Origin of the sequence: Streptomyces sp. NPDC046870 (assembly GCF_040704595.1) — a bacterium.
Taxonomy (GTDB): domain Bacteria; phylum Actinomycetota; class Actinomycetes; order Streptomycetales; family Streptomycetaceae; genus Streptomyces; species Streptomyces argyrophylli.
In genome coordinates this window covers 608,268-633,481 of record NZ_JBEYXM010000001.1, presented here as the reverse complement: position 1 = coordinate 633,481, position 25,214 = coordinate 608,268, and the positions used below count along the sequence as shown (strand labels likewise).

The following is a 25,214-nucleotide window of genomic DNA, read 5'->3' as shown; positions in this document are numbered from 1 at the left end:
CCTGTCCGATCTCGCAACCGGAAGGAACCCCAAGCATGGCCCACCGCGCCTCACCCGCGACACCGAGTGCGCCCATGCCCGACACATTGCTTGACCCGATCACTCTCGGAGACGTGCTCCGGGTGGCCTCGGCCTCGGACTACACCCGCTGGGAGGACCAGATCCGCCGCACCGGCGGCTGCTCCGACCCGATCCACCTCACCGGCTGGGTTCTCCACAAGGACAAGACCACCGGCGAGACCCTGCACCACTACTCCACCGAGAAGGAGCCGGGCGGACGTCTCCGCCTCGCCTGCGGAAACCGCCGCGCCTCCCGCTGCCCGTCCTGCGCCTGGACCTACGCGGGCGACACGTACCACCTGATCCGCGCCGGCCTGGCCGGAGACGACCGCCGCGACATCCCCGCCACCGTCCGCGATCACCCGCGCGTCTTCGCCACCCTCACGGCCCCCTCGTTCGGCCCGGTCCACAACCGCCCCGATCACGGCACCTGCCGCTGCGGCACACCGCACGCGTCCGACGCTCCGGAACTGGGCATCGCCCTCGACCCGGACAGCTACGACTACGCGGGCGCCGTGCTGTTCAACAACCACGCCGGTCAGCTCTGGCAGCGCTTCACCACGCGACTTCGCCGCGAACTCGCCGCGCGCGCCGGCCTGCCCCGCCGGGAACTCGCCGAACACCTCCGCGTCTCGTACGGCAAGGTCGCCGAGTTCCAGAAGCGCGGCGCCCTGCACTTCCACGCCGTCGTACGCCTCGACGGCCCGGAGGGGCCCGGGACACCCCCGCCCGTCTGGGCCACGGTCGACCTCCTCACGGACGCCGTTCGTGCCGCCGCAGCGCACTCGTACACGTCCGTGTCGGTCCCGGCTGCCGGTGACGAGCCCGCCCGTACCTTCCGCTGGGGCCGACAGCTTGACGTCCGCCCGGTCAAGGCGTTCGGTGACGGCTCCGACATCACCGAGCAGGCCGTCGCCTCTATGTGGCCAAGTACGCGACCAAGGCCGCCGAGAACACCGGCACCCTGGACCGCCGTATCGGCGAACTCGCCGAACTCGACCGCCACCAGGTCCCCGACCACACCCGGCGGCTCATCACCGCGTGCCGCGACCTGGACAGCCTCTACCCGGACCGGCGCCTCTGGGCCTGGGCCCACATGCTCGGCTTCCGCGGGCACTTCTCGTCCAAGTCGCGCACCTACTCCACCACCCTCGGCGCCCTCCGTCAGGAACGAGCCGACTACCGCGCAGCCCAAGAGGCATCCGTCCTCGGCCTCGAAGACCGCGAGCCGGACACCGTCCTCGTCCTGGCGGACTGGCAGTACGCCGGCCACGGCCACACCCCGGGTGAAGCCGCACTCGCCGCGACCATCGCCCGTGACCTCCAGACCAACCGCGAAACCGCCCGCGACGCCCTCCTGAACGAAGGGAGCACGCAATGACCACGGCCATCCGGTCACGCCGAACCATGCTCACCCTCGCGGAGGTCTGCGAGGAACTGGCCATCTCCCGCTCGACCTTCTACGACTGGCGGGCCACGCGCCGTGCGCCACGCTGCATCAAGCTCCCGAACGGCGACCTCCGGATCCGGCGGAGCGACCTCGACCACTGGCTCGACGACTGCGAGGACGCCGCCTGATGGAGACGACGTACGACGTTAAGATCTACAAGATCCTCACCTACAAGGGTGCCCGGAAGACCACGTACACCGTGCGCTGGGTAGTCGCGGGCAAGCGCTGGCGTGAGCCCTTCAACACCGTCGCGCTCGCCGGGGGCTTCCGCTCGGAACTCATCCGGGCCACGGGCAAGGGCGAGGCATTCGTCGTCGCCACGGGTCTCCCGGTGTCCCATCGCTCCAAGTCGGCTGCCATGAGTTGGTACAAGTTCGCCGTCGAGTACGTGGACGCCCGTTGGCCTCAACTCGGCGGCAACAGCCGCAAGAACATCGCCAAGACCATGACGGCGACCACCGTTGCCCTGCTGCGGGCCAAGCCCACCCAGTTCGCACCTGCGGCCGTGCGGACGGCTCTTCGCGAATGGGCGTTCAACACCAACAGACGTCCTGACGCTCCCCGAGACGTGGTGGCCATCCTCAAGTGGGTCGAGCGGAATTCCCTGCCCGTCTCCGCCTGGGAGGACCCGGAGAAGGTCGACCAGGTCCTGCAAGCCATCGACACCCGCCTCGATGGCAAGCAGGCGGCGGCCTGGTCCCGCAAGCGCAACCGTCGGATCCTCAACGTCGCCATGAAGTACGCGATCCGGCGGCGCATCCTTCGGGCCAACCCCCTTCCCAAGGGTAAGGAGTCGACAGCAGCCACGAAGACCACGAACCCGTGGACAAGCGGTCCTTGCTGAATCCCGAGCAGGCGGCGGCCATCCTCGACTGGATTCGCCGCCGGCCTCGGGGCGGCAAGCGGCTCCATGCCTTCTTCGCCACGCTGTACTACTGCGGCCCCCGGCCCGAGGAAGCCGTAGCCATGCGGGTGGAGGACGTGACCCTGCCTGAGCCCGACGCCACCGACCAGTGGTGCGAGCTGCTGATCCACACGGCGACGCCGGAGATCGGGAAGCAGTGGACCGACACGGGTGAGATTCACGAGCAACGTGACCTGAAGGGCCGGGCGGAGGGCGAGACGCGCACGGTGCCGGGGCACCCGGCCCTCACGCGCATCCTGCGGCAGCACATCGCCGATGAACAGCTCCAGCCGGGTGATCTGCTCTTCCAGGGCGAGTTCGGTGGCATCCTCGCCGGCTCCGTCATCCGCCGGGCGTGGCGCAGCGCGCGTAAGGCCGTACTGCCCCCGCACGTCTTTGAGTCACCCACCGGACGGCGCGTTTGCGACAACCGGAACACGCGCCTGACGAAGTGGCTCAACGACGGCATCCCGCCCGCTCAGGTGGCCGAGTGGGCCGGGAACAGCGTTGCCGTGCTGCTGGCGACGTACGCCCGGTGCATCGACGGGCAGCTGCCGGACCTGAAGCGGCGGCTGGAAGCCGCGGGTGACCTTCCGGAGGCGGAGGCGTCGGGCGCCGGCTGATCTTCGGCCGGTCGAGAACTTCGACACGTATTCGATACGGCCACTCGCGAGAACCCGGTGACAACCGGACGGCCCCGGAGTCTGCCCTTGATCATCAAGAGGGGCGTCCGGGGCTTCGTCGTACTCGTTGACATCCGCTCTGACCTGCGAAAAGCCCTCCCGAGCGGGAGGGCGGATACTGGCGCCCCCGGCAGGACTCGAACCTGCGGCCAAGCGCTTAGAAGGCGCCTGCTCTATCCACTGAGCTACGGGGGCCGGTGGGGTGGCCTCGTGCTTGGTGCCCTGGTGGGGGCTGATCCGTGACGTTGCCGGGGTCAAGGATAGGGCTCCCGGTTCCTCGACCCTGTCGCTTCGCCTCCGTGGCTCGATGTGGAGGTTCGGTGAAGCGGTCCTGATAATCGCAGGCAGGTACGAATCGTGCACCGCTTTTGGCGCCTGACGCACCGGGTGTTGTGCACTCGTTATGCCTGGACTGTGCGCGTGTCCCGGTCATCCCTTCTGCCCGTTCTGTCCTGTCGGCGCGCAGACATGTCTATATGCTTCAGAATTCCCCTAAAATTGGGCATTCTTCGCATGTGGTGACCTTGGACGTACGGCCTCAGCTGCTCGACACACTCTCCGCTCTGCGCGACCGTGTCGCCGCCGCACGCTTTCCGCTGCCCCTCGCGGGGGCGCCACGCGCGCGTGCCAACCGCGACGAACTCCTCGCGCAACTCGACGACTACCTGGTACCCCGCCTACGGCAGCCCGAGGCGCCGCTGCTGGCCGTCATCGGCGGCTCCACCGGCGCGGGCAAGTCCACGCTCGTGAACTCCCTCGTCGGCCGACGGGTGAGCGAGGCCGGTGTGCTGCGGCCGACCACCCGGACGCCGGTCCTTGTCTGCCATCCGGAGGATCATCACTGGTTCAGCGGGATGCGTGTGCTCCCGCACCTCACCCGCGTGTGGGTGCCCCACCAGGACCCCGCCGACGAGCTCGTGCTCACCGACGAGGACCCCGCGCGCGTGCTGCGCGTCGAGACCGCCGACACCCTCCCGCGCGGGCTCGCCCTCCTCGACGCCCCGGACGTCGACTCGCTGATCGCCGAGAACCGCGTGCTCGCCGCCGAGCTGATCTGCGCCGCCGACGTCTGGATCATGGTCACGACCGCCGCCCGCTACGCCGACGCCGTCCCCTGGCACCTGCTGCGCACCGCCAAGGAGTACGACGCGACCCTCGTCACCGTCCTGGACCGGGTCCCCCACCAGGTCGTCTCCGAGGTCTCCCGGCAGTACGCGGCCCTGCTCACCAAGGCCGGGCTCGGGGACGTACCGCGTTTCACCGTGCCCGAGCTGCCCGAATCCGCCTGGGGCGCCGGGCTGCTGCCCGCCACCGCCGTCGCGCCCCTGAAGAGCTGGCTTGTCCACCACGCCCAGGACCCGGCGGCCCGCCACCACGTCATGGCCCGTACGGCCTACGGCCTCCTCGACTCGCTCAAGTCCCGCCTGCCCGAGCTGGCCGGTGCCGCCGCCGCCCAGTACGCGGCGGCCCTCCGGCTCACCTCCGCCGTCGAGACCGCGTACGACAAGGAGCACGCGCGCGTGCGGGCGCGCCTCCAGTCCGGCGCCGTACTCGCCGGCGACGCCCTCAAACGCTGGCGCGCCTTCCCCCTGGACTGCACCGCCGGGGAACTCCTGGACGCCCTCGTGGACAGCCTGGCCGCCCTGCTGCTGTGCGCCGTGACCGCGGCCGACGAGCGCGTCGACGACATCTGGCGGCGCGAGCCCGCCGCCGACGCCCCGGGGCTCGCCGAGCGGAAGGCCTCCCTGGAGAGCGCCGAGCACCGCATCGGGCTCGCGGCCCGGCGCTGGCGGCGCGAGCTGGAGGAGTACGCCGAGGACGAGGTACGCGTCCTGGAGCGGACCGGCGCACCCGATCCGGAGGTCGTCGCCGCCCTCGTCGCCACGGCCGTGCTCGGCGGGCGCCGGGCGCGTACCGCCGGCGAGGGGCTCGCCGAGCGGCTCGGGGCCCACGGCGTGCTGCGGCTGCGCGACCGGGCCGGCCGGCTGCTCGTCGAACACGTGGACCGCGTCATGCAGCGTGAACGCGAGCGGCGCCTCGCCCCGCTCGACGCCCTGGACGTCCATCCCGAACCCCAGGCCCAACTCATCGCCGCGCTGTCCGTACTGCAGAAGGAGAGGTGACCGGTGACCGCCATCACTGACCACGACCACACCGATCACACCGAGCACATGAGGCGCATGGACCACGGCAGCGACAGCGGTGACACGGGGCCCGGAGAGCACGGTGGTCACCCCGGCTCGGGTCCGAAGGGCAGCACCGAGGGCGACCCAGGGGGCGGTGCCGAGCGCGGCCCCAAGGGTGGCGCCGAACGCGCGGGTGGCCTTCTGGAGGCACACCGTGACCTCGCAAAAGCCAAGCGCGGGGACGACGCTCCCGGCACCGGTCACCGCGCGGACGCGCCGCGACCGGCCACCGTCGCCCTCTCCGGGGACGAGGGCGAGGGGAACGGGGAGGGCGGCCACGGGGGCGAGGACGACGGCCCGGAAAGGGGACACGGCAAGGACCTGGACGGGAGTCGCGGCACGAGCCCGGACGCCGGCGGCAGGGCCCCCGCGCGCGTGAAGGACGAGAACGCCGGCCGCGACGACGAACGGGACCAATGGGACCGCGACACCGCGCGGGACGGCAGGGGCGAACGCGACCGTGACGGCGTACACGGCGCACACGGTGCAAGCGACCGCACCCCCGATCGTGACCGTCCCGCGCGCGGGCACGGCGCCGAGGAGGGCGGCGTCTCCGTACCCCGGCCACAGCCCCACTCGCCGAAACCCCGCCCCGCACCCGACGCCACGCCCACCAAGACCGCCGCCACGGCCGACTCCGGTACCGCGAACGGCGCCGGCACGGCGAACGGCACTGCCGCGAAAGCCCCCGCCGACACCGGTGCCGACGGCAAGGCCGATTCCTCCGGCGCCTGGGACGACGGTCTCATCGCACGGCGCGTCACCGACGCCAGCGCCGCCGCCCTCGCCGCCGAACGCGCCTCCGCCGCGGAACCCGCGCACCGCGGACCCGGCGGCCACACCCCCGCCCCGCTGGCGTACGACGGCCCGCTGCGCTCCCGGCTGGACGCCCTGCGCGAACTCGTCGGGCTCTCCCGCACCCGACTGGACAGCCGCACCCTCGCCGAGGCCGGCCGCGTCCTGGACGAGGCCGCCGCGCGCCGCAAGCTCTCCGGGCGGCACACCGTCGTCGCCCTCGCCGGAGCGACCGGCAGCGGCAAGTCCCAGCTGTTCAACGCGCTCGCCGGAGTGCCCATCTCGGAGACCGGCGTACGACGCCCGACCACGGCCGCACCCATCGCGTGCAGCTGGAGCGACGGCGCGGCGGGCCTCATCGACCGGCTGGGCATCCCGGGCCGGCTGCGCCGCCGTCCGCTGCACGGCCCCGACACCGAGGGGCAGCTCCGCGGACTGGTCCTGGTGGACCTGCCCGACCACGACTCGGCCGCCGTACAGCACCGCGAACAGGTGGACCGGATCCTGAAACTGGTCGACGCGGTCATCTGGGTCGTGGACCCGGAGAAGTACGCGGACGCCGTCCTGCACGAGCGGTACCTGCGGCCGATGGCCGGCCACGCCGAGATCATGTTCATCGTCCTCAACCAGGTGGACCGGCTGCCCGGGGACGCCGCCGACCAGGTCCTGGACGACCTGCGGCGGCTGCTGGACGAGGACGGCATCGCCCTCGGCGAGCACGGTGAGCCCGGCGCCACCGTGCTCGCGCTGTCCGCGCTCACCGGGGAGGGCGTGGGCGACCTGCGCGAGGCGCTCGGCGAGTTCGTGGCGGAGCGCGGCGCGGCGGCCCGCCGGGTGGCGGCCGACGTCGACACCGCCGCGGCCGAGCTGCGGCCCGTCTACGCCACCGGACGACGGGTCGGCCTGAGCGAGGAGGCGCGCGAGGACTTCGCCGCGCGGCTCGCGGACGCGGTGGGCGCCACCGCGGCGGGCGAGGCCGCGGAGCGCGCCTGGCTGCGCAACGCCAACCGCGCCTGCGGCACGCCCTGGCTGCGGCTGTGGCGCTGGTACCAGGGCCGTGGCGATTCCACGACGGGCCGCCACGCGGTGCGCGCCCAGGCCGACGAGGAGGCCACGGCCCGGCAGAGCGTGGAACAGGCGGTGCGTACGGTGTCCGACCGTGCCTCGGCCGGGCTGCCCGCTCCCTGGGCCCAGGCGGTGCGCGAGGCGGCCGTCCGCGGTTCCCACGGTCTGTCCGAGGCGCTGGACGACCTGGCGGCCCGGGCCGGACTGCCGCCGGGCCGCCCGCCCCGGCCGGGCTGGTGGCCGGTGGCCGTACTGGTCCAGGCGGCGATGACCCTGCTGCAGATCGCGGGCGGTGCGTGGCTCGCGGGCCAGATCGCCGGGGTGATGGCGCCCAACCTGGGTGTTCCGGTGCTGCTGATGGTCTGCGGGATCATCGGCGGGCCGCTGGTGGAGTGGGCCTGCCGGATGGCGGCCCGGGGGCCCGCACGACGCTACGGCCAGGAAGCGGAACGCCGGCTACGGGAGGCGGCGGCGAGCTGCGGCCGGGCCCGGGTGCTCGATCCGGTGGCGGCGGAACTGCTGCGGTACCGGGAGGTGCGTGAACAGTACGGCAGGGTGGTGCGGACCGGGAGCGGGGTGAGGTGACCCCGGTCGGCGCCGCTGGCCGGGGGTGACGGGAGCGCTGGGGGCGGGTGGCCGGAGCGGCGGGCGGTTGCTCGTGGGCGGGTCGGCGCTCGTGCCGGTGGTCGCCTGGGCGGGCCGGCGCTCGTGCCGGTTGTCACGACGGGTCGGCACACGTGCCGGCCGCCGGCCGTTGGTCATCCCTGCGGGTGGCGAGGTTTTCCACAGGGAGGCGGTCCTCCACAGCGCTCAGCGGGCTCGGCCCGGCGGAGGCAGTCTGAGGGCACGGCGATCGCACGGCGGGCCCGGCCAGGAGAAGCGGCGGGCGGTGCGGGCGGTCGTCGGGTGGTGCCGGCGCGTACGGCAGAGGTACGCGCCGGCACGGCAGACGCAGCCGTACGGGACGGGCCCGTACGCGTGCCCGCCCGGCCGGAAGGGGCAGGGCGGGGAGGGGAGCGATCGAAGTGAACGAGACCACTGTCTGTGTCGTGGGGAACGTGGCGACCCGGCCGGCCTACCGTGAGCTGGCGACGGGACCGTCGGCCCGGTTCCGGCTCGCGGTGACCGCGCGCTACTGGGACCGGGAGAGGAACGTCTGGACGGACGGGCACACCAACTTCTTCACCGTGTGGGCCAACCGGCAGCTCGCGGTCAACGTGGCCGCGTGCGTGGAGGTGGGCCAGCCGGTCGTCGTCCAGGGCCGGCTCAAGGTGCGCACGGAGGTGCAGGGACAGCAGCAATGGGCCTCCGCCGACATCGACGCCGTGGCGATCGGCCACGACCTGTCGCGCGGTATGGCGTTCTTCCAGCGCGCGGTCAAACCGGAGGCACCACCGACGGCGTCCCGCCCGGAGCCGAACTGGGAGACGCCGCGGCCGACGGAACCGCAGGACGAACAGCGGGGGCGGGACGGCCAGGAGCAGCAGGAACAAGGTGCGGGAGAAGGGGGAGCCGAGGCGCAGGAACAGCGGGCGGCGGCGGTGACGTGACGTCAGCAAGGCGCTGCCCTAAGCGTCTTGTCGCCCGCCCGACCTCAAAGTCCCCGCGTGCGGCCTGAACACGCGGTACGAACCGGTGGATTTGTCGATACGACCAGTTCGCGGACGGTCCCGGCGATAACGATTACGGATCGGATCGCCCATCGGATGATCCGACCGCCGGGTGAGGCTCCGCCTGATCCATAGGATGCCGGGCGTGCCCCTTGGGGCTGCCGATTCTGCTGGTGGGACCGTCCCCCACGTCCAACGGGTCCTGCTCGAAGGGGAATTCTGTGCTTGCTGCGCTCTCTGGGTTCTGCCGGTCCTCGGGAACGGCCCGCATGGCCGCCGCCGCCACGGTGACCGGCCTGGTGGCGGCCGGCGTGCTGTCCGGCGCCGGTACGGCCGTGGCCGTGGACACACCGCAGACCCAGGGCGGCGCGACGGCCACGATCAACGGTCTGAAGACCTACGGCGAGGCCGTGATCCACGGGGACGGCGGCGACCAGCGGGTGTCGGCGGGCCTGTTCGAGATGTCCGTGGACGGTGGCGGCACCCTGCAGACGTACTGCGTGGACCTCCACAACCCCACCCAGCGGGACGCCAGATACCAGGAGACGCCCTGGAGCGGCACCTCGCTGGGCACCAACAAGGACGCGGGCCGGATCCGCTGGATCCTGCAGAACTCCTACCCCCAGGTCAACGACCTCGCCGCACTCGCGCGGCGCGCGGGAACGAGCGGGCTGACCGAGCAGGACGCGGCGGCCGGCACCCAGGTGGCCATCTGGCGCTACTCCGACGGCGCGAAGGTCGACGCCGTGGACCCGCGGGCCGAGAAGCTCGCCGACTACCTGGAGAAGAGCGCCCGGAACGTCGCCGAGCCGCAGGCCTCGCTCACCCTGGACCCGCCCGCGGTCTCCGGCCGGCCGGGCGACCTGCTCGGACCGGTGACCGTGCACACCAACGCGGGCGCCGTCACGGTGAGCCCGCCGGCCGACGCGGCCACCAGCGGGGTGCGGATCATCGACAAGACCGGCAAGGTGATCACCTCGGCCGGGAACGGCAGCCAGCTGTTCTTCGACGTCCCCGAGGACGCGGCGGACGGAACGGCCCAGCTGAGCGTGCAGGCGTCGACGACCGTGCCGGTGGGGCGGGCCTTCGCCTCCGAGAGCCGCAGCCAGACCCAGATCCTGGCCGGCTCCAGCGAGTCCACGGTCTCCGCGACCGCGACGGCGAGCTGGGCGGAGAAGGGCTCCATACCGGCGGTGTCGGCCCGCAAGAACTGCGCCAAGGGCGGCGTGGACATCACCACGTCCAACAAGGGCGCCGAGCCGTTCACCTTCCGTCTGATGGGCACCGAGCACACGATCCCGGCGCACGCGTCCCGCACGGTGACCGTGCCGCTCCAGGAAGACCAGGCGTACGACTTCACGATCACCGGCCCCCAGGGCTTCAGCCACCGCTTCACCGGCGTCCTTGACTGCAAGACGCAGGGCACGATCACGACGGAGACGGCCCAGCTGCACACCGAGCCCAGCCCGGTCGCGGTGGGCGGGAACACCGCGGACGCCACCAACCTGGCCGCCACCGGTGGTTCGATGATCACTCCCATGATCGCGGGCGTGGCCATCGGGCTTGTGGTGATCGGCGGCGGGGTCCTGATCGTGCTGCGCAAGAGGGAGTCGACCCACGGCGGATGACCCGTGGGCGGCGCTCGCCATCCCCGGCCGGCGCCGAGCCGACGGCCACGCCGTCGAACCACAGGGCGCCGGAGGCAAGCGCCGAAGCAGTCCCGACCGAAGCCGCCACGCCGACGTCGGCCCGGCGGGAGTCAGCTCGGCCTGCTTGAGGACGACCCACTCGCCGTGGTTGGGTACGGCTTCGATCCGGCACAGCCCGCCCTCCCCGTCGGCGTCACGGAAGGGTGCCGCGCGACGGCGGTCCCGTCGGGCGGCAGCGGAGTGCGGCGCTTCCGGGTGAATGGAGCCGTTCGGTGAGCGGCGACCGGCGTGGCAACGGGTAGGGCAGGTGCTGTCGGACAAGAAGCGGACAGGGAGCAGTCCTATGCCGAAGTTCCTCATCCAGGCCACCTACACGCCAGAGGGTACGAAGGGGCTGCTCAAGGAAGGGGCCAGCGGTCGCCGTGACGCCGTCGACCGAGTCGTCGCCGGCCTCGGCGGGACGGTGGAGGCCATGTACTTCGCCTTCGGGCAGGACGACCTCGTGCTGATCATCGACCTCCCCGATCCGGTGTCGATGGCCGCCGTCAGCCTCACCGTCAAGGCCAGCGGTGCCCTGCACACCCGGGCCACTCCCCTCCTCACGCTGGAAGAGGTCGACGAGGCCGCCGGACGACAGGTCGCCTTCCGGGCTCCCGGCGCCTGAGCCAGGAAGGGTCTCGCGGGCGGTCGTACCGGACCGTGTGAGCGGCCACGGGAAACGTGTACCCGTCACCCGCTGCCCCGCGCCCCCGTGCTATGCCTGCTTCAGCTCATGGACGCAGGGACGAGGGGGCGGCGATGGCGGAGCGGGCGTGGGCCACTGGGGGCAGGAAGGGCAGTACCGACCGGAAGTCGGTGAGCCGGGTGCGGCTCACGGGCATGGCGCTGATCGTGCTGGCCCTGACGGCGGCAGTGCTGAGCTACCTGGCGTTCACGGTGTGGGTACCGGACCGGCAGGAGCGCTACGAGCAGTACCGGGCGGCTGAGCCGTGCCCCGCGCAGGCGGCCCCGCGGGAGGCGGCTGCGGAGGACTGCCTCGTGACCGGGCATTTCACCGTCACGAAGACCGAGTCCACGTTCACAGGAAAGGTCACGGTCCGCGAGGCGACGCTCAGGGGCCAGGGCGACGGTTCACGGCAGACGGTCGTGCGGTTCAGCGACTCAGGGCCCCTCTTCGACAGGCTGCACCGGGGCGACGAGGTGACCGCCACCGGCTGGCGCGGTGACGTCGTCGCCCTCAGCAAGGACGGTGTCCGCCAGAACACCTCCGACGCACCCCGAGACGAGCACTCGGGAAACGCCGCCCTGGGCGTCCTCCTCGCTCTCCTCGCGGCCCAGTCGCTGGTGTTCGGCGTGGTCCGCCTGGCCAGGCCCACCGCCTGCGCGCCCTTCGTCTGGGAGCCCTACGGCAGGTGGCTGGCCTTCACCGACATCTGCGTCGGCGTGGGCGTGGGGGCCGTCTCGGTGTGGCTCGACCTCCCCTGGTGGACCGTGCTCGTGACCGTACCGGTCCTGGTGGGCGCGGTGATGGCACGACTTCTGAGCGGGCGGCGACGCGCGGCGGCGGCCTCGGCGAAGGCGAGGCGGCACCAGGACGCTCCAGTGAGTTCGCGATAGTCCGCAGGCCCCATCGGGTCGTGTACGACCGCGCCGTAAGGGGGTGGAGGCCGTGCGTCAGTGGCCGTCGCGCTCGGTCAGTGAGCCGTGGGGGCCGAGCGTGCGGAAGCGCGGTGGTCCCATGGCTTCCACGGCTCGGAGCCGTTCCGCGTCGCGCTCCGCGGTGTCGGGCCCGCACGCGTGCCGAACGCGGAACCCGCACAGGTCGATGCCGTGTGCGTCGATGTCATCGGGCTCGGGACGAGCCTCTCGGACGTGAGGGACGGCCCCCAAGGCCGTGGCTTCACATGCCGCGCTCTGCCGGCACACGGAACACCGGGCCTCGGGCACCCAGCAGCCCGGGTACGGTCTGCCACAGGTCCGCGCCGTTCACCCGCTCCCATCTCGCGGTCGCCCGGGACTGCGCCCACTGGGCAACGGCCACCGGAACCAGCATGAGCGGCGGCATCAGCTGGTGCGATGCCAGGCCGATGAGCATCATCCAGCAGACCGCTCCACCCACGAATCCGGCGGTGCGCCGTAGCGACAGCCGCTGTGCCGCGTCCTGGCCGGTGTGCGGTGGTTCTTCGGCGCTGTCGATCCGCACGGCATGCTCGTACGTGCGGCGAAGCCGGGCGCGGAGACGGAGGCGCAGCGGCAGAAGCACCGCGGACACGAGAGCCACCGCAACGGCTCCCACCAGGAGGGTCTCCAGCCGGTGAGCCGTACCGATCAGGACCAGGAGCAGAGCTTCGGACAGTACCGCGCCGCCGCCCATCATCCATGCGCACGTCTGCTGGAAGTACACCACCCTTATCAGCCCGGGTCCGGCGTCCTCGGTCATCGTCCCAGCTCTCTACCCGTACACCCGCACGGGCAGGGAAGATCCAACGCCGTAGGGAGCGCGGCGTCAACAGACCGCGTACCAGGACATCACCAAGTCTGTCGGGCCGACTTGCGGCTGGGCCGGGTGATCAGCGCCCTGGGCCGTCTCCGGGCCGTGCGAGGGGGCCCGGGGCCGGCCAACGGCGACCGACAGTGACGGAAGAGCCGCAGCGCGCAGCAGCGAAGCCCCAGGTCAGCGCGCCCGGGCCCGACGCGTTTCCCCCCAGGGGTAGCCGTCAGGCAAGATGGGGTGTATCTGCCCACTGCCAGATTTCAAGCTGCCGGACGGTTTCTCTTGGCTGAGTTCATTTACACCATGCGCAAGGCGCGCAAGGCGCACGGCGACAAGGTGATCCTCGACGACGTCACCCTGAACTTCCTCCCCGGGGCGAAGATCGGCGTCGTCGGCCCGAACGGTGCCGGTAAGTCGACCGTGCTGAAGATCATGGCGGGGCTGGAGCAGCCGTCCAACGGTGACGCCTTCCTCTCGCCCGGCTACAGCGTCGGCATCCTCCTGCAGGAGCCCCCGCTGAACGAGGAGAAGACCGTCCTGGAGAACGTCCAGGAGGGTGTCGCCGAGATCAAGGGCAAGCTCGACCGGTTCAACGAGATCGCCGAGCTGATGGCGACCGACTACTCCGACGCGCTGCTCGACGAGATGGGCAAGCTCCAGGAGGACCTGGACCACGCGAACGCCTGGGACCTCGACGCACAGCTGGAGCAGGCCATGGACGCGCTGGGCTGCCCGCCCGGCGACTGGCCCGTGACCAACCTCTCCGGTGGTGAGAAGCGCCGCGTCGCGCTCTGCAAGCTGCTGCTGGAGCAGCCCGACCTGCTGCTCCTGGACGAGCCCACCAACCACCTCGACGCCGAGTCGGTGAACTGGCTGGAGCAGCACCTGGCCAAGTACCCGGGCACCGTCGTGGCGATCACCCACGACCGGTACTTCCTGGACAACGTGGCCGAGTGGATCCTGGAGCTCGACCGCGGGCGCGCCTACCCGTACCAGGGCAACTACTCCACCTACCTGGAGACCAAGGCCACCCGCCTCAAGGTCGAGGGCCAGAAGGACGCCAAGCGCCAGAAGCGGCTCAAGGAAGAGCTGGAGTGGGTGCGGTCGAACGCCAAGGGGCGGCAGGCCAAGTCCAAGGCCCGTCTCGCGCGGTACGAGGAGATGGCCGCCGAGGCCGACAAGATGCGGAAGCTGGACTTCGAGGAGATCCAGATCCCGCCGGGCCCGCGCCTGGGCAACGTCGTCGTCGAGGTCAACGACCTGCACAAGGGCTTCGGCGAGAAGATCCTCGTGGACGGGCTGTCCTTCACGCTGCCGCGCAACGGCATCGTGGGTGTGATCGGCCCGAACGGCGCCGGCAAGACCACCCTCTTCAAGATGATCCAGGGCCTGGAGACGCCGGACTCCGGTGACATCAAGGTCGGTGACACCGTCAAGATCTCCTACGTCGACCAGAGCCGCGAGAACATCGACCCGAAGAAGACGCTGTGGGAGGTCGTGTCCGACGGGCTCGACTACATCAACGTCGGCCAGGTCGAGATGCCGAGCCGGGCGTACGTCTCGGCGTTCGGGTTCAAGGGCCCGGACCAGCAGAAGCCGGCCGGGGTCCTCTCCGGTGGTGAGCGCAACCGGCTCAACCTGGCGCTGACCCTGAAGCAGGGCGGCAACCTGCTGCTCCTCGACGAGCCCACCAACGACCTCGACGTCGAGACGCTCTCCAGCCTGGAGAACGCCCTGCTGGACTTCCCCGGCTGCGCCGTCGTCGTCTCCCACGACCGGTGGTTCCTCGACCGCGTGGCGACGCACATCCTCGCCTACGAGGGCGAGTCGAAGTGGTTCTGGTTCGAGGGCAACTTCGAGTCGTACGAGAAGAACAAGATCGAGCGGCTCGGCCCGGACGCCGCGCGTCCGCACCGCGCCACCTACAAGAAGCTGACCCGGGGCTGATCGGTCTTGCGCCACATCTACCGCTGCCCGTTGCGCTGGGCGGACATGGACGCGTACGGCCACGTCAACAACGTGGTGTTCCTCCGCTACCTGGAGGAAGCCCGGATCGACTTCCTCTTCCGCCCGGACAAGGACTTCAAGCAGGGGTCCGTGGTGGCGCGCCACGAGATCGACTACAAGCGGCAGCTCGTCCACCGGCACGAGCCGGTGGACATCGAGCTGTGGGTCACCGAGATCAAGGCCGCGTCCTTCACCCTCACCTACGAGGTGAAGGACGGGGACCTCGTGTACGTACGGGCGTCGACGGTCATCGTCCCGTTCGACTTCGACGCCCAGCGCCCGCGGCGGATCACCGCGGAGGAGCGTGAGTTCCTCCGGGAGTACACGGACACCGCCGAGGGCCCCGCGGACGCCGAGCCCGATCCCGAAGGCGAGGCCGTCGCGGCATGACCGTGCTGCACCTGGCCGACGAGACGGAGGCGGCGGACCTCGCCGCCTTCCTCTCCCGGCTGCTCCACTTCGACCGTGGGGCCGCGGTGCGGCTGCAGGCGGCCGGCACCGCACTCGCCGTCTTCGGCCGGCCGCCGTCCTTCGACGTGCTGGCCGTCCGCGCGGTGCGGCTGGCGAAGCCGTACGAGGACGGCCTCGACGTCACCCTCGACGTGACCGTCTCCGCCGGTGAGTTCCTGGAGTCCGTGGACGAGCGCGCGGCCACCGCGGCCGTCCCCGGCGCGGTCACCGGACCGCCGTGGGCCGGGGTGCTGCCGCCGCGTGCCGGCTGGCGGCCCGAGCCGGGACTGCCGGCACCCGACGCGCTGCGTGCCACGGTCGCCGCCGCGGTGGCCGAGTTCCGCTCGCGCACCGAGGAGCTGGGGCCGCAGGGGCGTACCCGCGCGGAGCTGGACCGGATCGGGCAGGACATCTGGTCCCGGCAGATCGCGGGCACCCGGCTGCCGGTACGGGCCGTGCACGCGGCCCAGTCACTGGGCTTCCTGCGGCCCGGCGGCGAACCGGGCGACACCGGGCTGTTCTCCTCGGGAGCGTGGCTGCGGCTGCGTACGCCGTACGGCTCGGTGGCCGTGCGGCAGGCCGGGCTGCTCGGGGCCTTCGGGGTCAGCGTGCGTTGAGCAGGGCGGGCCGGCGTGCGCGGGGCCAGGCGGGTCGGTGTGCGCTGACCCGGGTGGTTCCGCTCATGGTGTGTTGTCGGGCCATACGCCGATGTGGTCGGACTCCAGTTCCAGGGCCACGCGGTCGCGCATGTCCAGGGCGCGGAGGTAGTCGGCGGGCAGCTGGAGGCGGCCCGCGCGGTCGAGCATGGCGTACTCGCGGGCCACGACCGTCTCGTGGCCGGTCGCCGCGTCGATCTCGCTGCGGCGCAGCACCTCGGTGGAGGTCCGGCCGTCCCGGATCGCCACCGTACGGCGGACCTCGCTCGCCACGGCCTGGTCGTGCGTGACGATGACGATCGTGGTGCCCAGGATCTCGTTGGCCGTGCGGAAGGCGTCGAAGATCTGCGCGGCCGTCTGGGAGTCGAGTTCGCCGGTGGGCTCGTCGGCGAGCAGGACGGCCGGGTCGTTGGCGAGGGCCACGGCGATCGCCACTCGCTGTTGCTGACCGCCGGACATCTGCTGCGGGCGGCGGTCGCGGCAGTCGGCCACCTGGAGCAGCTCCAGGAGCTCCAGAACGCGTTCGGTACGGGCACGGCGGCCCTTGCGGGTGCGGGCGAGCTGGAGGGGGAGCGCGACGTTCTGGGCCGCGGTGAGGTAGGGCAGGAGGTTGCGGGCGGTCTGCTGCCAGACGAAGCCGACGACCTCGCGGCGGTAGGCGAGACGGTCGGCGGCGGTCAGGGTGAGCAGGTCGCGGCCCGCGACCCGGGCCGCGCCGGCGGTGGGGGTGTCGAGACCGGCGAGGATGTTCATCAGGGTGGACTTGCCGCTCCCGGACGCGCCGACCAGCGCCATCAGTTCGCCCTCGCGGACGAGGAGGTCCAGCCCCTGGAGGGCCTGCACCTCTGTGCCCGCGGTGGTGAAGACGCGGACGAGGCGGTCGCAGGTGATCAGGGCGTCGTGGCCGTAGGCCGGGTTCGCTCCGGCCTCGGTGACGCGGTTGGCCAGCTCGGTCAGGCTCGGGTCGGTTGTCATGGGGTCTCCTGCGGGTACGCCGTGTCCGTGCCGGGCGGGGGCGGGGTCGCCGGCCCGTGCCGGCCGGGTGTCCTGCGGGGGGTCATCGGCCGTCCCCCGCCCTCAGTTCCGTCACCGAGCTCCGCCTCCCCGTCCACCAGGCCTGGAGTGCCGCCACTCCCACCGCCACCGTCACCACGGCGAGTGCCGGGAGCAACAGCGACCAGGTGTCCGGGTGGAGGCGGATACCGGTCACGGGGGTCTGGGCCGACGGGAAGGCGACGGCCGTCAGGTCGATGCCGGGCGCGAGGAGGCGGATCGCCGTCCAGCCGGTCAGGATGCCGCCCAGGGCTGCCAGGAGGGCCTGGGGCAGGGACTCGAGGACCAGCAGGCGGCGGGACTCGGTCCGGGTGAGGCCCATCGTGCGGAGGCGGGCCAGCAGCGCGGACCGTTCGGGGGCGGCCCGGAGCAGCGACAGCAGCAGGGCCAGCACGGCGAAGCCGGCGCCCGTGGCGACGGCCGCCGTGTAGACGCGCTCGGCGCCGGACTGGAGGGGCGAGTCGGCGTACCGGGCGCGTTCCTCGGCCCGGAGCCGTACGGCGGCCGAGCCTCCCACGGCCTTCCGCAGGGCGTCCGCGTCCACGTGGTCGCCGGTGAGCAGCAGGGTCGTGGGGCGGCCTGCCGGGGCGGGCAGCCCCGCCCGGTCCACGACGAGGAAGTCGGGACCGGAGACGGCCGGTGTGCGGTCGCGGACCAGGACGATCCGCACGGTGACCGCGCTGCCGTCCTCCAGCCGCACCAGGAACGGCCGCCGGGTGCCGTACGAGGAGGCGACGGAGGGGGAGGCGACGGCGGGGAGGGGCCCGGAACGGGTACCGCCCGCGAGGTGGCCGGCACCGGGGCGGGCCTTGGCCGTCAGGGGGCTGGTGGCGGGGTGGGCTTCGACCGTCAGGGGGCTGATGCGGGAGTGGTCCTCGTCTGCCGGGGGGCTCGTGCGGGAGTGGTGCCCGTCTGCCGGGGGACTGGTGCGGGAGTGGTCTCCGTCTGTCAGGGGGCTGATGCCTGCGTGGTCCCCGTGCGTCAGGAGGCTGGTGCGGGAGTGGTCCCCGTCTGCGGAGTGGCGGCTGCGGGACAGGTACCCGCTACCGGAGCGGCCCCCCGCCGTCACCCGCCCCGTGCCGGGCCGGCCCCCCGCCGTCAGCCGGCGGGCCGGGAACGTGCCGAGGCCGGTGTGCGTCGTCAGGGCGTCATAGCCGCCCGGGTCGACGCCCACCAGGGGCACCGCGTTCGCGCCGTCCTCCGGTTTCGCCTCGTACGCGATGCTGACGGGCGTCACCGCGCGGACCCCGGGGACCGAGCGGGCCCGGGCGGGGGCGTCGGCGGGCAGGGGGACGCCCGCGTCCGCGCGGGCGTCCGCGCCGACCGTGAGCAGGGCCGCCCGGTCACGGGCGTCGGCCACGCCCGCCAGCACCGAGCCGCCGAACGCCGCCGTGGTCAGCGCGGTCAGCAGGGCGAGGAGCGGGAGCACCGCGGAACCCTGTGTGCGGCCCGCGCGGGCCAGGGAGAGGTGGCCGACCGCGCCGCGGAGCCGTCCGGCGGGGCCGGACAGGCGGCGCAGCAGCAGCGGATACACGCGCAGCAGCACGAACGCGGCGATGACACCGACCAGGACGGGGGCCACGGCCGTCAGCTGGTCGCCCGACGTGCCGCGCCGGCGCAGGGTGGCCACCGCGCCGGCGGCCAGCACCAGCAGGGTCAGCTCCGCGACCGTACGGCGCCGGGACGGCCGTACCGAGGTGATGTCCTCGCGCGGGGCCGTCAGCCGGGCCGTGCGGTGGGTGAGGGCGGCACGCACGGGGAGGGCGGCGCAGGCGGCCAGGACGACGGCCAGGGCGCACAGGACGGCCGGGGCGATCCGGCCGGCGGGGACCGCGAGCAGGGACCCGGCCAGGCCGAGGACGCCCGCCGGTACGGCGATCACGGCTGTCTCGGCGAGCAGCCGCCCGGCGAGCCCGGACAGGGAGGCGCCACGGGCGCGCAGCAGGGCGAGCTCGGCGCGGCGCCGGTCGGCGGCCAGGCCACCGGTCATGAGCAGGACGACGGCGACGACGGTCGCGGCGCCCGCGGCGGCCACGGAGACCAGCGGGGCGATGCCGGAGCGCAGCCGGGAGAAGGAGGCGAGGGCGTCGTCCAGGTCGGTGCCGACATCGGTGCCGTCGTCGGTGACGGCGCGGGCGCGTTGCAGGCCGGGACCGGACTCCAGGGCGGCGACGGCCGGCCGCAGGCGGTCCAGGTCGTGGGCGCGCAGGCCGCGCAGATCGGGGGCGAGGTGCCAGTAGCGGGCCGGGTCGGTGCTGGTGCCCAGCAGAGCGGGAGCCGCCTCGGGGGCGAGCAGCAGCGCACCGAGCCAGTACTTGTCCGGGTCGGGGCCGGGGGTGGGCAGGGTCACCAGGGTGGGGGTGCGCAGCAGCGGGACGGTGGACCAGTAGGCGCTGTCGGGGTCGCGCGGGACGAGGATGCCGGTGACCCGGACGGCGAGCGGGGCACGGCCGGGCGCCGGCATGTGGACGACCGAGCCGACCTCGATGTGCAGGGCCTTGGCGGTGGCGGCGGTGACGGCGGCCTCCACCTCGGGGGTCGTGGCGTCGACCGGGTGCGGGGCGCGGGGGAACCGGCCGGTGCGCACGCGCGCGTGGTCGGCGAGGCCGTTCTGCGCGGCCAGCGAGATGTGGGCGGGCAGTCCGGTCGGCCGGGGCAGCCACGGGTCGGGCACCGCCGGGCTGACGGTGCCGGCGACGCCGTACGCGGACTCGGCGCGCCGCACGCTCAGCGGGCTGCCGACCGTGCCGAGCACCTTCTCGTACTGCCGCTTCAGCACGCCGGGCCGCAGTGCCGCGGCACGCCGCTCGGGTGGCAGACCGGGGTCGGGCTGGGGTGCCGTCACGCGTACGGTGGTGTGCTCCGGGCGGGCCTCGCGGAGCGTCTGCCGCAGTCCCGCGTCCTCGTAGCGGTCCACCGCGCGGGGCAGGGCGCCCGCCAGGCAGGCGGCCAGTGCGACCAGCACCGCGAGTGCGACGGCGGCACCGGGCGCGGCCCGCAGCCGGGTGCGCACCCATGGAGCGACCACGCGGGGCGACGGCCGTCCCATGTCACTCACCTCCCCGGACGTGCGGCACCTGTCCGGGGCCCGGCCGGCGCACGGCGGCTGCCGTCGGGCCGGCCGCGGGCCGGGGCCGGGGCCGCCGGCATGGGGTCACCGTCCACTCGGTGGCCGCCTCCGCGGCGACGGGACCAGGAGCGATCCCCACGTCACTCACCCCCCTGCGCGCGCAGCGCCCGTGACGGGTCCGTCCGGCGTGCGGCGGCTGTCGCCGCGATCGCCAGGGGAGCCACGGCGACGGCGGTGAGCAGCAGTGCCACCGGTCCGGGCGGGAGCCGGACCAGCAGCTCCGGTACCGGGCGGGTCGCCTCGCCGGTCAGCACGATCAGGGGCAGGACGGTGCGGGCCAGTACGGTGCCCAGGCCCAGGCCCACCGCGAGCGCCAGGCCCACCAGGACGGCCTGTTCGGCGGCGACCGTCCGGGCCAGCTGGCGGCGCGGTACGCCGAGGGCGCGCAGGACGGCGAACTCGGCGCCGCGCGCCCGCTGCGCGCCGGCGGCGCCGACCGCGAAGCCGACCGCGGCGAGCGCCGCCGCGACCACGGCGGCCGCCGTGAACGCGGCCTCGGGTCCGGCGCCGAACGGGTCGTCACGCAGGCCGGCGGCGATCTCGTCGCGGACCAGGACCTGCCCGGGACCGACGTCCGGCATGGCCCGGACGGCGGCGGCCACGCGCGCGGAGGCGCCGGGCGCGGTGGCGAGCCACCACTCGGTCGGGGTGGCGTTCTCGCCGTACCGGGCCTGGAGCAGCTGGTTCAGGGCGCGCAGGTCCAGCAGGACGGCACCGCCGTCGTGCGCGCCGGTGGCGGCCGGGTCGGCGGTGGCCGGCAGCGCCCGTACCGCCCGCACGATCCGTACCGGCACCCGCCGGTCGCCGAGGGTGAGGTCGACGCGCTGTCCGGTGCGGGCGCCGGCCGCGTCCAGGTAGCGGTCGGTCGCGAGGGCCGGGACCTCGGCGGGCGCGGCCTGGGCGGCCTGGAACCGGAGGGTGACGGAGGCGACGGTCCAGATGTCGGCGTCCGGGAGGTAGCCGGTGCCGTAGGCGAAGGTCAGCGGGTGGGTGCCCGTGACCTCGGGGCGGGTGGGGCTGGTGGCGGCGCTCGGTACGGCGGCGCCGCCGGCCTCCGCCGTGGTGGTCCAGCGGACGGGCAGCGTGAGCCGGTGGTCGGTGCCGTCGGTGCCCGACGCGGTCAGCCCGTCGATGGTCAGGCGGTGGTGCTCGGCGCGCCCGGCGGGCTGGGTCAGGTCGAGGCGGAGACCGGTGAGGGTCGCCGGTCCGGTGGCGGCGGTGAGGGTGAGGGCGAGGGTGTGCGGGCGCCCGTCGGCGGGGAGCTGCCCGGCCGGCAGCTGGTACGGCACCCCGTACCGGTCGGTCAGCGTCACCGTCAGCGCGGTCGTGGTGCCCGGTCCGGTCGAGCTGTGCAGACGGGCCGTCAGCCTCAGCCGGGCGGTGCCCGCCGGGACCTTCGCCCCGGCCGGGGTGCCTCCGGGGGTGAGGCGGCCCAGCAGCGGCCGTACCGGTTCGTCCGCCAGGTCGGGCCGCATGAGGACCGCGTCCGCGGCGTGCGCGGTGTCCAGGGCCAGGACCGTGGCCGTGCGGTCGCCGGACAGCGGCTGGGCGGCGCGCACGGCAGGGGCGGCCTCGCGCACCCGGGGCAGGCGCGCGTACAGGTCGGTACGGCCGAACGCGTCCTCGCCGGTGGCCAGGACCCGCACCGGCACCCCGGCCCGGAAGTCGGCCTGGTCGTCCTGCGAGCGGTCCCAGGAGGCGGCCTGCCCGATCGCGAGCACGCCGAGGGCGACGGCGAGGACGAGCAGCAGGACCGGGCCCGCGCCGCGCGCGGTGCGCCGGCTGAACTGCCAGCCGGCCAGCGCCACCGGCAGCCCCCGCCCGCCGGCCGCCCAGCGCTCGGCGAACCTCGCCACGGGTGGCAGCAGCCGCAGCGTGAGCACGGTCCCGGCGAGCAGGGCCAGCGCGGGCGCGGCCACCAGCAGCGGGTCGACGCCGAGCGCGCCGGACCGGTCGGCGGCCACGGCCCCGGAGTCCTGCCGGTCCAGCTGCCAGTACGCCACCCCGGCGATCGCCAGCAGTCCGAGGTCGGCGCCGGCCCGCAGCGGGGCCGGCACGGCTCGCGCAGTGCCCGGCCGGGCCGCCTTCCCGCGCAGCCGCAGGGCCCAGGGGCGCCGGGGAGCGGACGGACGGGCCTCGGGCCCCGTGCCCGTCACCGCCGGTACGGTCACCGCCAGCGCACAGCCGACGGCGACGCCGGCCGCGACCAGCCAGACGGCGGGCCGGCCGGCGGCCGGCAGGTCCAGGCGCAGGCCGAGCCGGGCCAGCGGGCCGTGCCCGGCCAGCAGGGCGGTGAGCGGGCCGGCGAGCAGCGGCGCGCACACGGCCGCGGGCAGCGCGAGCAGCAGCGCCTCGGCCCCGGCGAGCGCGGCGACCCGGGTGCGGGAGGCGCCCCGGGCCCGCAGCAGCCGGGTCTCGTCGGCGCGTTCGGTGCTGAGCAGCCGGGCGACGAGCAGCAGCGCGTAGCCGGCGAGCAGCACCAGTTGCAGCGCGACGATCAGCAGGGTGGAGCGGGACACCAGCAGTGCGCGGTCCACCCGGTCCAGCACGTCCGGCAGCGCGGTCTGCGACACCGTCGTACCGCTCAGCGCGGCCGGCCGGCGCAGGGCCGCGCTGCCGGCCCGGGCCGCCGCGCGCAGCTCCCCGATCCGTCCGGTCGTCACCGAGGCGAAGTCCGCCGACGCCAGCCAGCCCGTCGCCCCGGCGCTGACCCGGCCGCCGGTGAGGACGGCGGGGTCGGCGAGCAGCGGGCCGTACGTCGTGAAGCCGGACTCCTTCACGCCGCGCCCCAGCAGGTCGTCCAGCCGCCAGTACGGTGCCGTGACCGAGACGGGGCGGTACACGCCGACGACCCGGACCCGGACCGCGGGGCCCCGCAGCCGGTCCGCCAGGGTGAGCCGGGCGCCCGGCTTGAGCCGCAGCGCGCGGGCCGCCGTCTCCGGCAGCGCCACCTCCGGCCCGCCGCCGGTACGGCGGGGGAGGCGGCCGGCGGTCAGCCGCATCTGCGTACGGTCCAGTGCCGCGAAGTACGTCAGGTCCGGGTCGCCGGACCTGCTCGCGGGCGGCTGGAGGGAGCGGGGCAGGGCGTACGGCCCCGAGCGGCGCAGGGTCCGCACGGTCACCGGCGCACCGGCGAAGGTACGGCGCGCTCCCCTGCGTACGGCGGTGTCGGCGGCGGTCCGCCCGGCCGGGGGCACGTCCGCCTTGACGATCAGCGCGGTGTCGGCGGCGTTGCGCGGGTCGGCGAGCACGTGGCGCAGCGCCGCGTCACCGATCGCCCCCGAGTACGCCGTGAGCGTCGCCAGCACGGTGGTGGTCAGCACCACCGTCAGCAGCGCGGCGCCCAGCAGCAGGAGGTGCGCACGCGCGCGTGAGAAGACGAACCCCGTCACCCGGCCCCCGTGTGTCCGGCGCTTCCAGACCTTCGGGCGATGCTGGCAGAGCGGCGGGCGGCGGGTAAGCGGTTGTCAGCCGGTCTATACCGGATTGTGATCGGAATGCGGCGACGCGTGACCGGAATCCGACCTTCAGTGACGACCCGTCAGTCGGGTGATCAGTCGGGGGTGTTCACCATCGACGCGGCGGCGTACGTCAGGTAGTTCCACAGCGTCCGCTCGTGCTCCTCCGACAGCCCCAGCTCGTCGACGGCCACCCGCATGTGCCGCAGCCACGCGTCGTGCGCCGCCCGGTCCACGGTGAACGGGGCGTGCCGCATGCGCAGCCGGGGGTGGCCGCGGTTCTGGCTGTACGTCGTCGGACCGCCCCAGTACTGCATCAGGAACAGGACCAGCCGCTCCTCGGCCGGGCCCAGGTCCTCCTCCGGGTACATCGGGCGCAGGAGCGGGTCCTCCGCGACCCCCTCGTAGAAACGGTGGACGAGCCGGCGGAAGGTCTCCTCCCCGCCGACCTGCTCGTAGAAGGTCTGCTCCTGAAGCGTGCCGCGCCGAATCTCATTCACCCGTCCATCGTCTCAGACCGGGTGACCGAGGACTCGAGGCTTAGGACCAGCCCGTCCGCCCCGTCCGTCCCTACTGTGGACCCATGGGCGGCTACGACACCGAGACCGAGGCCCTCGCGGACGCGGCGCGGGCCGAGCTGGTGCGGGAGATCGAGGCGGACGGGGCCTGGGCGGACGACCCGGTGTGGCGGGAGGCGTTCGCGGCGGTGCCCCGGCACCTGTTCGTGCCGTACTACTACGTCACCGGGGCGCGCGGCTACGAGCGCCGCTGGGGCGAGAGCCCCGATCGCCAGGCCCGCGAGCGCTGGGTGCGCGGCGCCTACGCGGACGTACCGCTGGCCACCCGGCTACGCGACGGCGAGCTGCTCTCCTCCAGCAGCCAGCCCTCCCTGATGGCCCGGATGCTGGCCGCCCTGCGCGTCGAGGACGGCGACCGGGTCCTGGAGGTGGGCGCCGGCACCGGCTACAACGCGGCCCTGCTCGCCCACCGGCTGGGCGCCGACGACCTCGTCACCACCATCGACCTGGAACCGGAGATCACCGAGTCGGCCCGGCAGCACCTCGCGGCGGCCGGCCACCGCCCCCTCGTCGTCACCGGCGACGGAGCGCGCGGGGTGCCCGAACGCGCCCCCTTCGACCGGATCATCGCCACTTGCGAGCTGCCCACGGTGCCGCGCGCGTGGCTCGCCCAGAGCCGCCCCGGCGCGCGCGTCCTCACCCCGCTCGCCACGGGTCTGCTCACGCTCACCGTGCGGGACGCGGAGCACGCCGAGGGACCGTTCCTGCCCGGGGCCGCCTATTTCGTGCCGCTGCGCGGCGGGCGCCGGGCGCGGCCCGAGGGCGTCTCACTGGCCGGGCTGCCCGGCCGGGCCCGTGAGCAGGAGTCGTTCCGCTTCCTGCTCACGCTGACCGGCGGCGCCCTCGACCCGCGGGAGGCGTACGCCCTGTGGGACCGCGAGGGCGAGCCGGAGCGCGGACGGTACGGCGTCACGGTCGCCGGCGAGCACGCCTGGGCGTGGCTGGACGACCCGCAGGGGCCGTACGCCTGGCCCCTGCCCTAGGCA

18 protein-coding genes, 1 tRNA gene and 1 pseudogene are annotated in these 25,214 nt (G+C 73.8%); 14 read left to right on the top strand and 6 right to left on the bottom strand.

Features of this window, described 5'->3' with window-relative positions; translation table 11 throughout:
• Window positions 1-74: 74 nt before the first annotated feature.
• From repSA to AB0946_RS02780, 4 genes and pseudogenes are all read left to right on the top strand, one after another.
• Window positions 75-1,441 (top strand): annotated as a pseudogene (gene repSA / locus AB0946_RS02795) (replication initiator protein RepSA).
• Entirely contained in the window at window positions 1,438-1,638 is a 201-nt protein-coding gene (locus tag AB0946_RS02790) for a helix-turn-helix domain-containing protein (protein ID WP_366758826.1), read from the top strand. Before repSA ends, AB0946_RS02790 begins: the two are co-directional and overlap by 4 nt.
• A complete protein-coding gene (locus tag AB0946_RS02785) occupies window positions 1,638-2,354 on the top strand; it encodes a hypothetical protein (protein WP_366758825.1) in 717 nt (238 codons plus the stop codon). Before AB0946_RS02790 ends, AB0946_RS02785 begins: the two co-directional genes overlap by 1 nt.
• A complete protein-coding gene (locus tag AB0946_RS02780; protein WP_366758824.1) occupies window positions 2,333-3,037 on the top strand; it encodes a site-specific integrase in 705 nt (234 codons plus the stop codon). The genes AB0946_RS02785 and AB0946_RS02780 overlap by 22 nt, the downstream gene beginning before the upstream one ends.
• A 179-nt stretch (window positions 3,038-3,216) precedes the next feature.
• On the opposite strand, the gene AB0946_RS02775 is transcribed toward AB0946_RS02780, so the two are convergent.
• Window positions 3,217-3,292 (bottom strand) — tRNA-Arg (locus tag AB0946_RS02775).
• A 320-nt stretch (window positions 3,293-3,612) separates the two neighbouring features.
• Here AB0946_RS02775 and AB0946_RS02770 point away from each other — a divergent pair.
• The 6 genes from AB0946_RS02770 (at window position 3,613) to AB0946_RS02745 (ending at window position 12,019) form a co-directional block, all read left to right on the top strand.
• The gene (locus AB0946_RS02770) at window positions 3,613-5,220 is read left to right on the top strand and encodes a dynamin family protein (protein ID WP_366758823.1); all 1,608 of its coding nucleotides are present in this window, start codon (window positions 3,613-3,615) and stop codon (window positions 5,218-5,220) included.
• 3 nt (window positions 5,221-5,223) lie between these two features.
• On the top strand, window positions 5,224-7,728 hold the full coding sequence (locus AB0946_RS02765; RefSeq protein ID WP_366758822.1) for a GTPase: 2,505 nt from the start codon (window positions 5,224-5,226) through the stop codon (window positions 7,726-7,728).
• Window positions 7,729-8,168: 440 nt separating this feature from the next.
• Window positions 8,169-8,693: a single-stranded DNA-binding protein gene (locus AB0946_RS02760; protein WP_366758821.1), complete on the top strand. Its 525-nt coding sequence runs from the start codon at window positions 8,169-8,171 to the stop codon at window positions 8,691-8,693.
• 329 nt (window positions 8,694-9,022) lie between these two features.
• Window positions 9,023-10,381, top strand: a complete 1,359-nt coding sequence (locus AB0946_RS02755; RefSeq protein ID WP_366758820.1) for a Cys-Gln thioester bond-forming surface protein — start codon at window positions 9,023-9,025, stop codon at window positions 10,379-10,381.
• A gap of 364 nt (window positions 10,382-10,745) precedes the next feature.
• Window positions 10,746-11,066 carry a GYD domain-containing protein gene (locus AB0946_RS02750; RefSeq protein WP_366758819.1) on the top strand — a complete coding sequence of 107 codons (321 nt, stop codon included), beginning with the start codon at window positions 10,746-10,748 and terminating at the stop codon, window positions 11,064-11,066.
• A gap of 134 nt (window positions 11,067-11,200) precedes the next feature.
• Window positions 11,201-12,019 (top strand): hypothetical protein, encoded by an 819-nt coding sequence (locus AB0946_RS02745; RefSeq protein ID WP_366758818.1) that lies wholly within the window; start codon window positions 11,201-11,203, stop codon window positions 12,017-12,019.
• A 283-nt stretch (window positions 12,020-12,302) separates the two neighbouring features.
• Here AB0946_RS02745 and AB0946_RS02740 read toward each other — a convergent pair whose 3' ends face one another.
• Window positions 12,303-12,842 carry a hypothetical protein gene (locus tag AB0946_RS02740; RefSeq protein ID WP_366758817.1) on the bottom strand — a complete coding sequence of 180 codons (540 nt, stop codon included), beginning with the start codon at window positions 12,840-12,842 and terminating at the stop codon, window positions 12,303-12,305.
• A 336-nt stretch (window positions 12,843-13,178) separates the two neighbouring features.
• Here AB0946_RS02740 and ettA point away from each other — a divergent pair, with 336 nt between their 5' ends.
• From ettA to AB0946_RS02725, 3 genes are read left to right on the top strand one after another with little or no spacing between them, the layout of a single operon-like run.
• Window positions 13,179-14,843, top strand: a complete 1,665-nt coding sequence (ettA, locus tag AB0946_RS02735; protein WP_366758816.1) for an energy-dependent translational throttle protein EttA — start codon at window positions 13,179-13,181, stop codon at window positions 14,841-14,843.
• Between the two features lie 6 nt (window positions 14,844-14,849).
• A complete protein-coding gene (locus tag AB0946_RS02730) occupies window positions 14,850-15,293 on the top strand; it encodes a thioesterase family protein (protein ID WP_366758815.1) in 444 nt (147 codons plus the stop codon).
• The gene (locus AB0946_RS02725) at window positions 15,290-15,970 is read left to right on the top strand and encodes a hypothetical protein (protein WP_366758814.1); all 681 of its coding nucleotides are present in this window, start codon (window positions 15,290-15,292) and stop codon (window positions 15,968-15,970) included. Before AB0946_RS02730 ends, AB0946_RS02725 begins: the two co-directional genes overlap by 4 nt.
• Window positions 15,971-16,033: 63 nt before the next feature.
• Here the strand turns inward: AB0946_RS02725 and AB0946_RS02720 are convergent, their stop codons facing one another.
• The 4 genes from AB0946_RS02720 to AB0946_RS02705 form a co-directional block, all read right to left on the bottom strand.
• Window positions 16,034-16,984: an ABC transporter ATP-binding protein gene (locus AB0946_RS02720; protein ID WP_366758813.1), complete on the bottom strand. Its 951-nt coding sequence runs from the start codon at window positions 16,982-16,984 to the stop codon at window positions 16,034-16,036.
• 82 nt (window positions 16,985-17,066) lie between these two features.
• Complete coding sequence (locus AB0946_RS02715) at window positions 17,067-20,111, bottom strand: FtsX-like permease family protein (protein WP_366758812.1); 3,045 nt, start codon at window positions 20,109-20,111, stop codon at window positions 17,067-17,069.
• Between the two features lie 161 nt (window positions 20,112-20,272).
• The gene (locus AB0946_RS02710) at window positions 20,273-23,584 is read right to left on the bottom strand and encodes an ABC transporter permease (RefSeq protein WP_366758811.1); all 3,312 of its coding nucleotides are present in this window, start codon (window positions 23,582-23,584) and stop codon (window positions 20,273-20,275) included.
• A 161-nt stretch (window positions 23,585-23,745) separates the two neighbouring features.
• Window positions 23,746-24,150: a globin gene (locus tag AB0946_RS02705; protein ID WP_171156225.1), complete on the bottom strand. Its 405-nt coding sequence runs from the start codon at window positions 24,148-24,150 to the stop codon at window positions 23,746-23,748.
• Between the two features lie 83 nt (window positions 24,151-24,233).
• Between AB0946_RS02705 and AB0946_RS02700 the strand changes: the two genes are divergently transcribed.
• Window positions 24,234-25,211, top strand: coding sequence for a methyltransferase domain-containing protein (locus AB0946_RS02700; protein ID WP_366758810.1), 978 nt, complete (start codon window positions 24,234-24,236; stop codon window positions 25,209-25,211).
• Window positions 25,212-25,214 lie beyond the last annotated feature (3 nt).

Excerpts from the sequence above, each read along its gene's own strand:
- AB0946_RS02790 (WP_366758826.1), top strand. The coding sequence starts at position 1,438 with ATGACCACGGCCATCCGGTCACGCCGAACCATGCTCACCCTCGCGGAG.
- AB0946_RS02785 (WP_366758825.1), top strand. The coding sequence starts at position 1,638 with ATGGAGACGACGTACGACGTTAAGATCTACAAGATCCTCACCTACAAG.
- AB0946_RS02755 (WP_366758820.1), top strand. The coding sequence starts at position 9,023 with ATGGCCGCCGCCGCCACGGTGACCGGCCTGGTGGCGGCCGGCGTGCTG.
- AB0946_RS02750 (WP_366758819.1), top strand. The coding sequence starts at position 10,746 with ATGCCGAAGTTCCTCATCCAGGCCACCTACACGCCAGAGGGTACGAAG.
- AB0946_RS02745 (WP_366758818.1), top strand. The coding sequence starts at position 11,201 with ATGGCGGAGCGGGCGTGGGCCACTGGGGGCAGGAAGGGCAGTACCGAC.
- AB0946_RS02740 (WP_366758817.1), bottom strand. The coding sequence starts at position 12,842 with ATGACCGAGGACGCCGGACCCGGGCTGATAAGGGTGGTGTACTTCCAG.
- AB0946_RS02725 (WP_366758814.1), top strand. The coding sequence starts at position 15,290 with ATGACCGTGCTGCACCTGGCCGACGAGACGGAGGCGGCGGACCTCGCC.
- AB0946_RS02720 (WP_366758813.1), bottom strand. The coding sequence starts at position 16,984 with ATGACAACCGACCCGAGCCTGACCGAGCTGGCCAACCGCGTCACCGAG.
- AB0946_RS02715 (WP_366758812.1), bottom strand. The coding sequence starts at position 20,111 with ATGGGACGGCCGTCGCCCCGCGTGGTCGCTCCATGGGTGCGCACCCGG.
- AB0946_RS02700 (WP_366758810.1), top strand. The coding sequence starts at position 24,234 with ATGGGCGGCTACGACACCGAGACCGAGGCCCTCGCGGACGCGGCGCGG.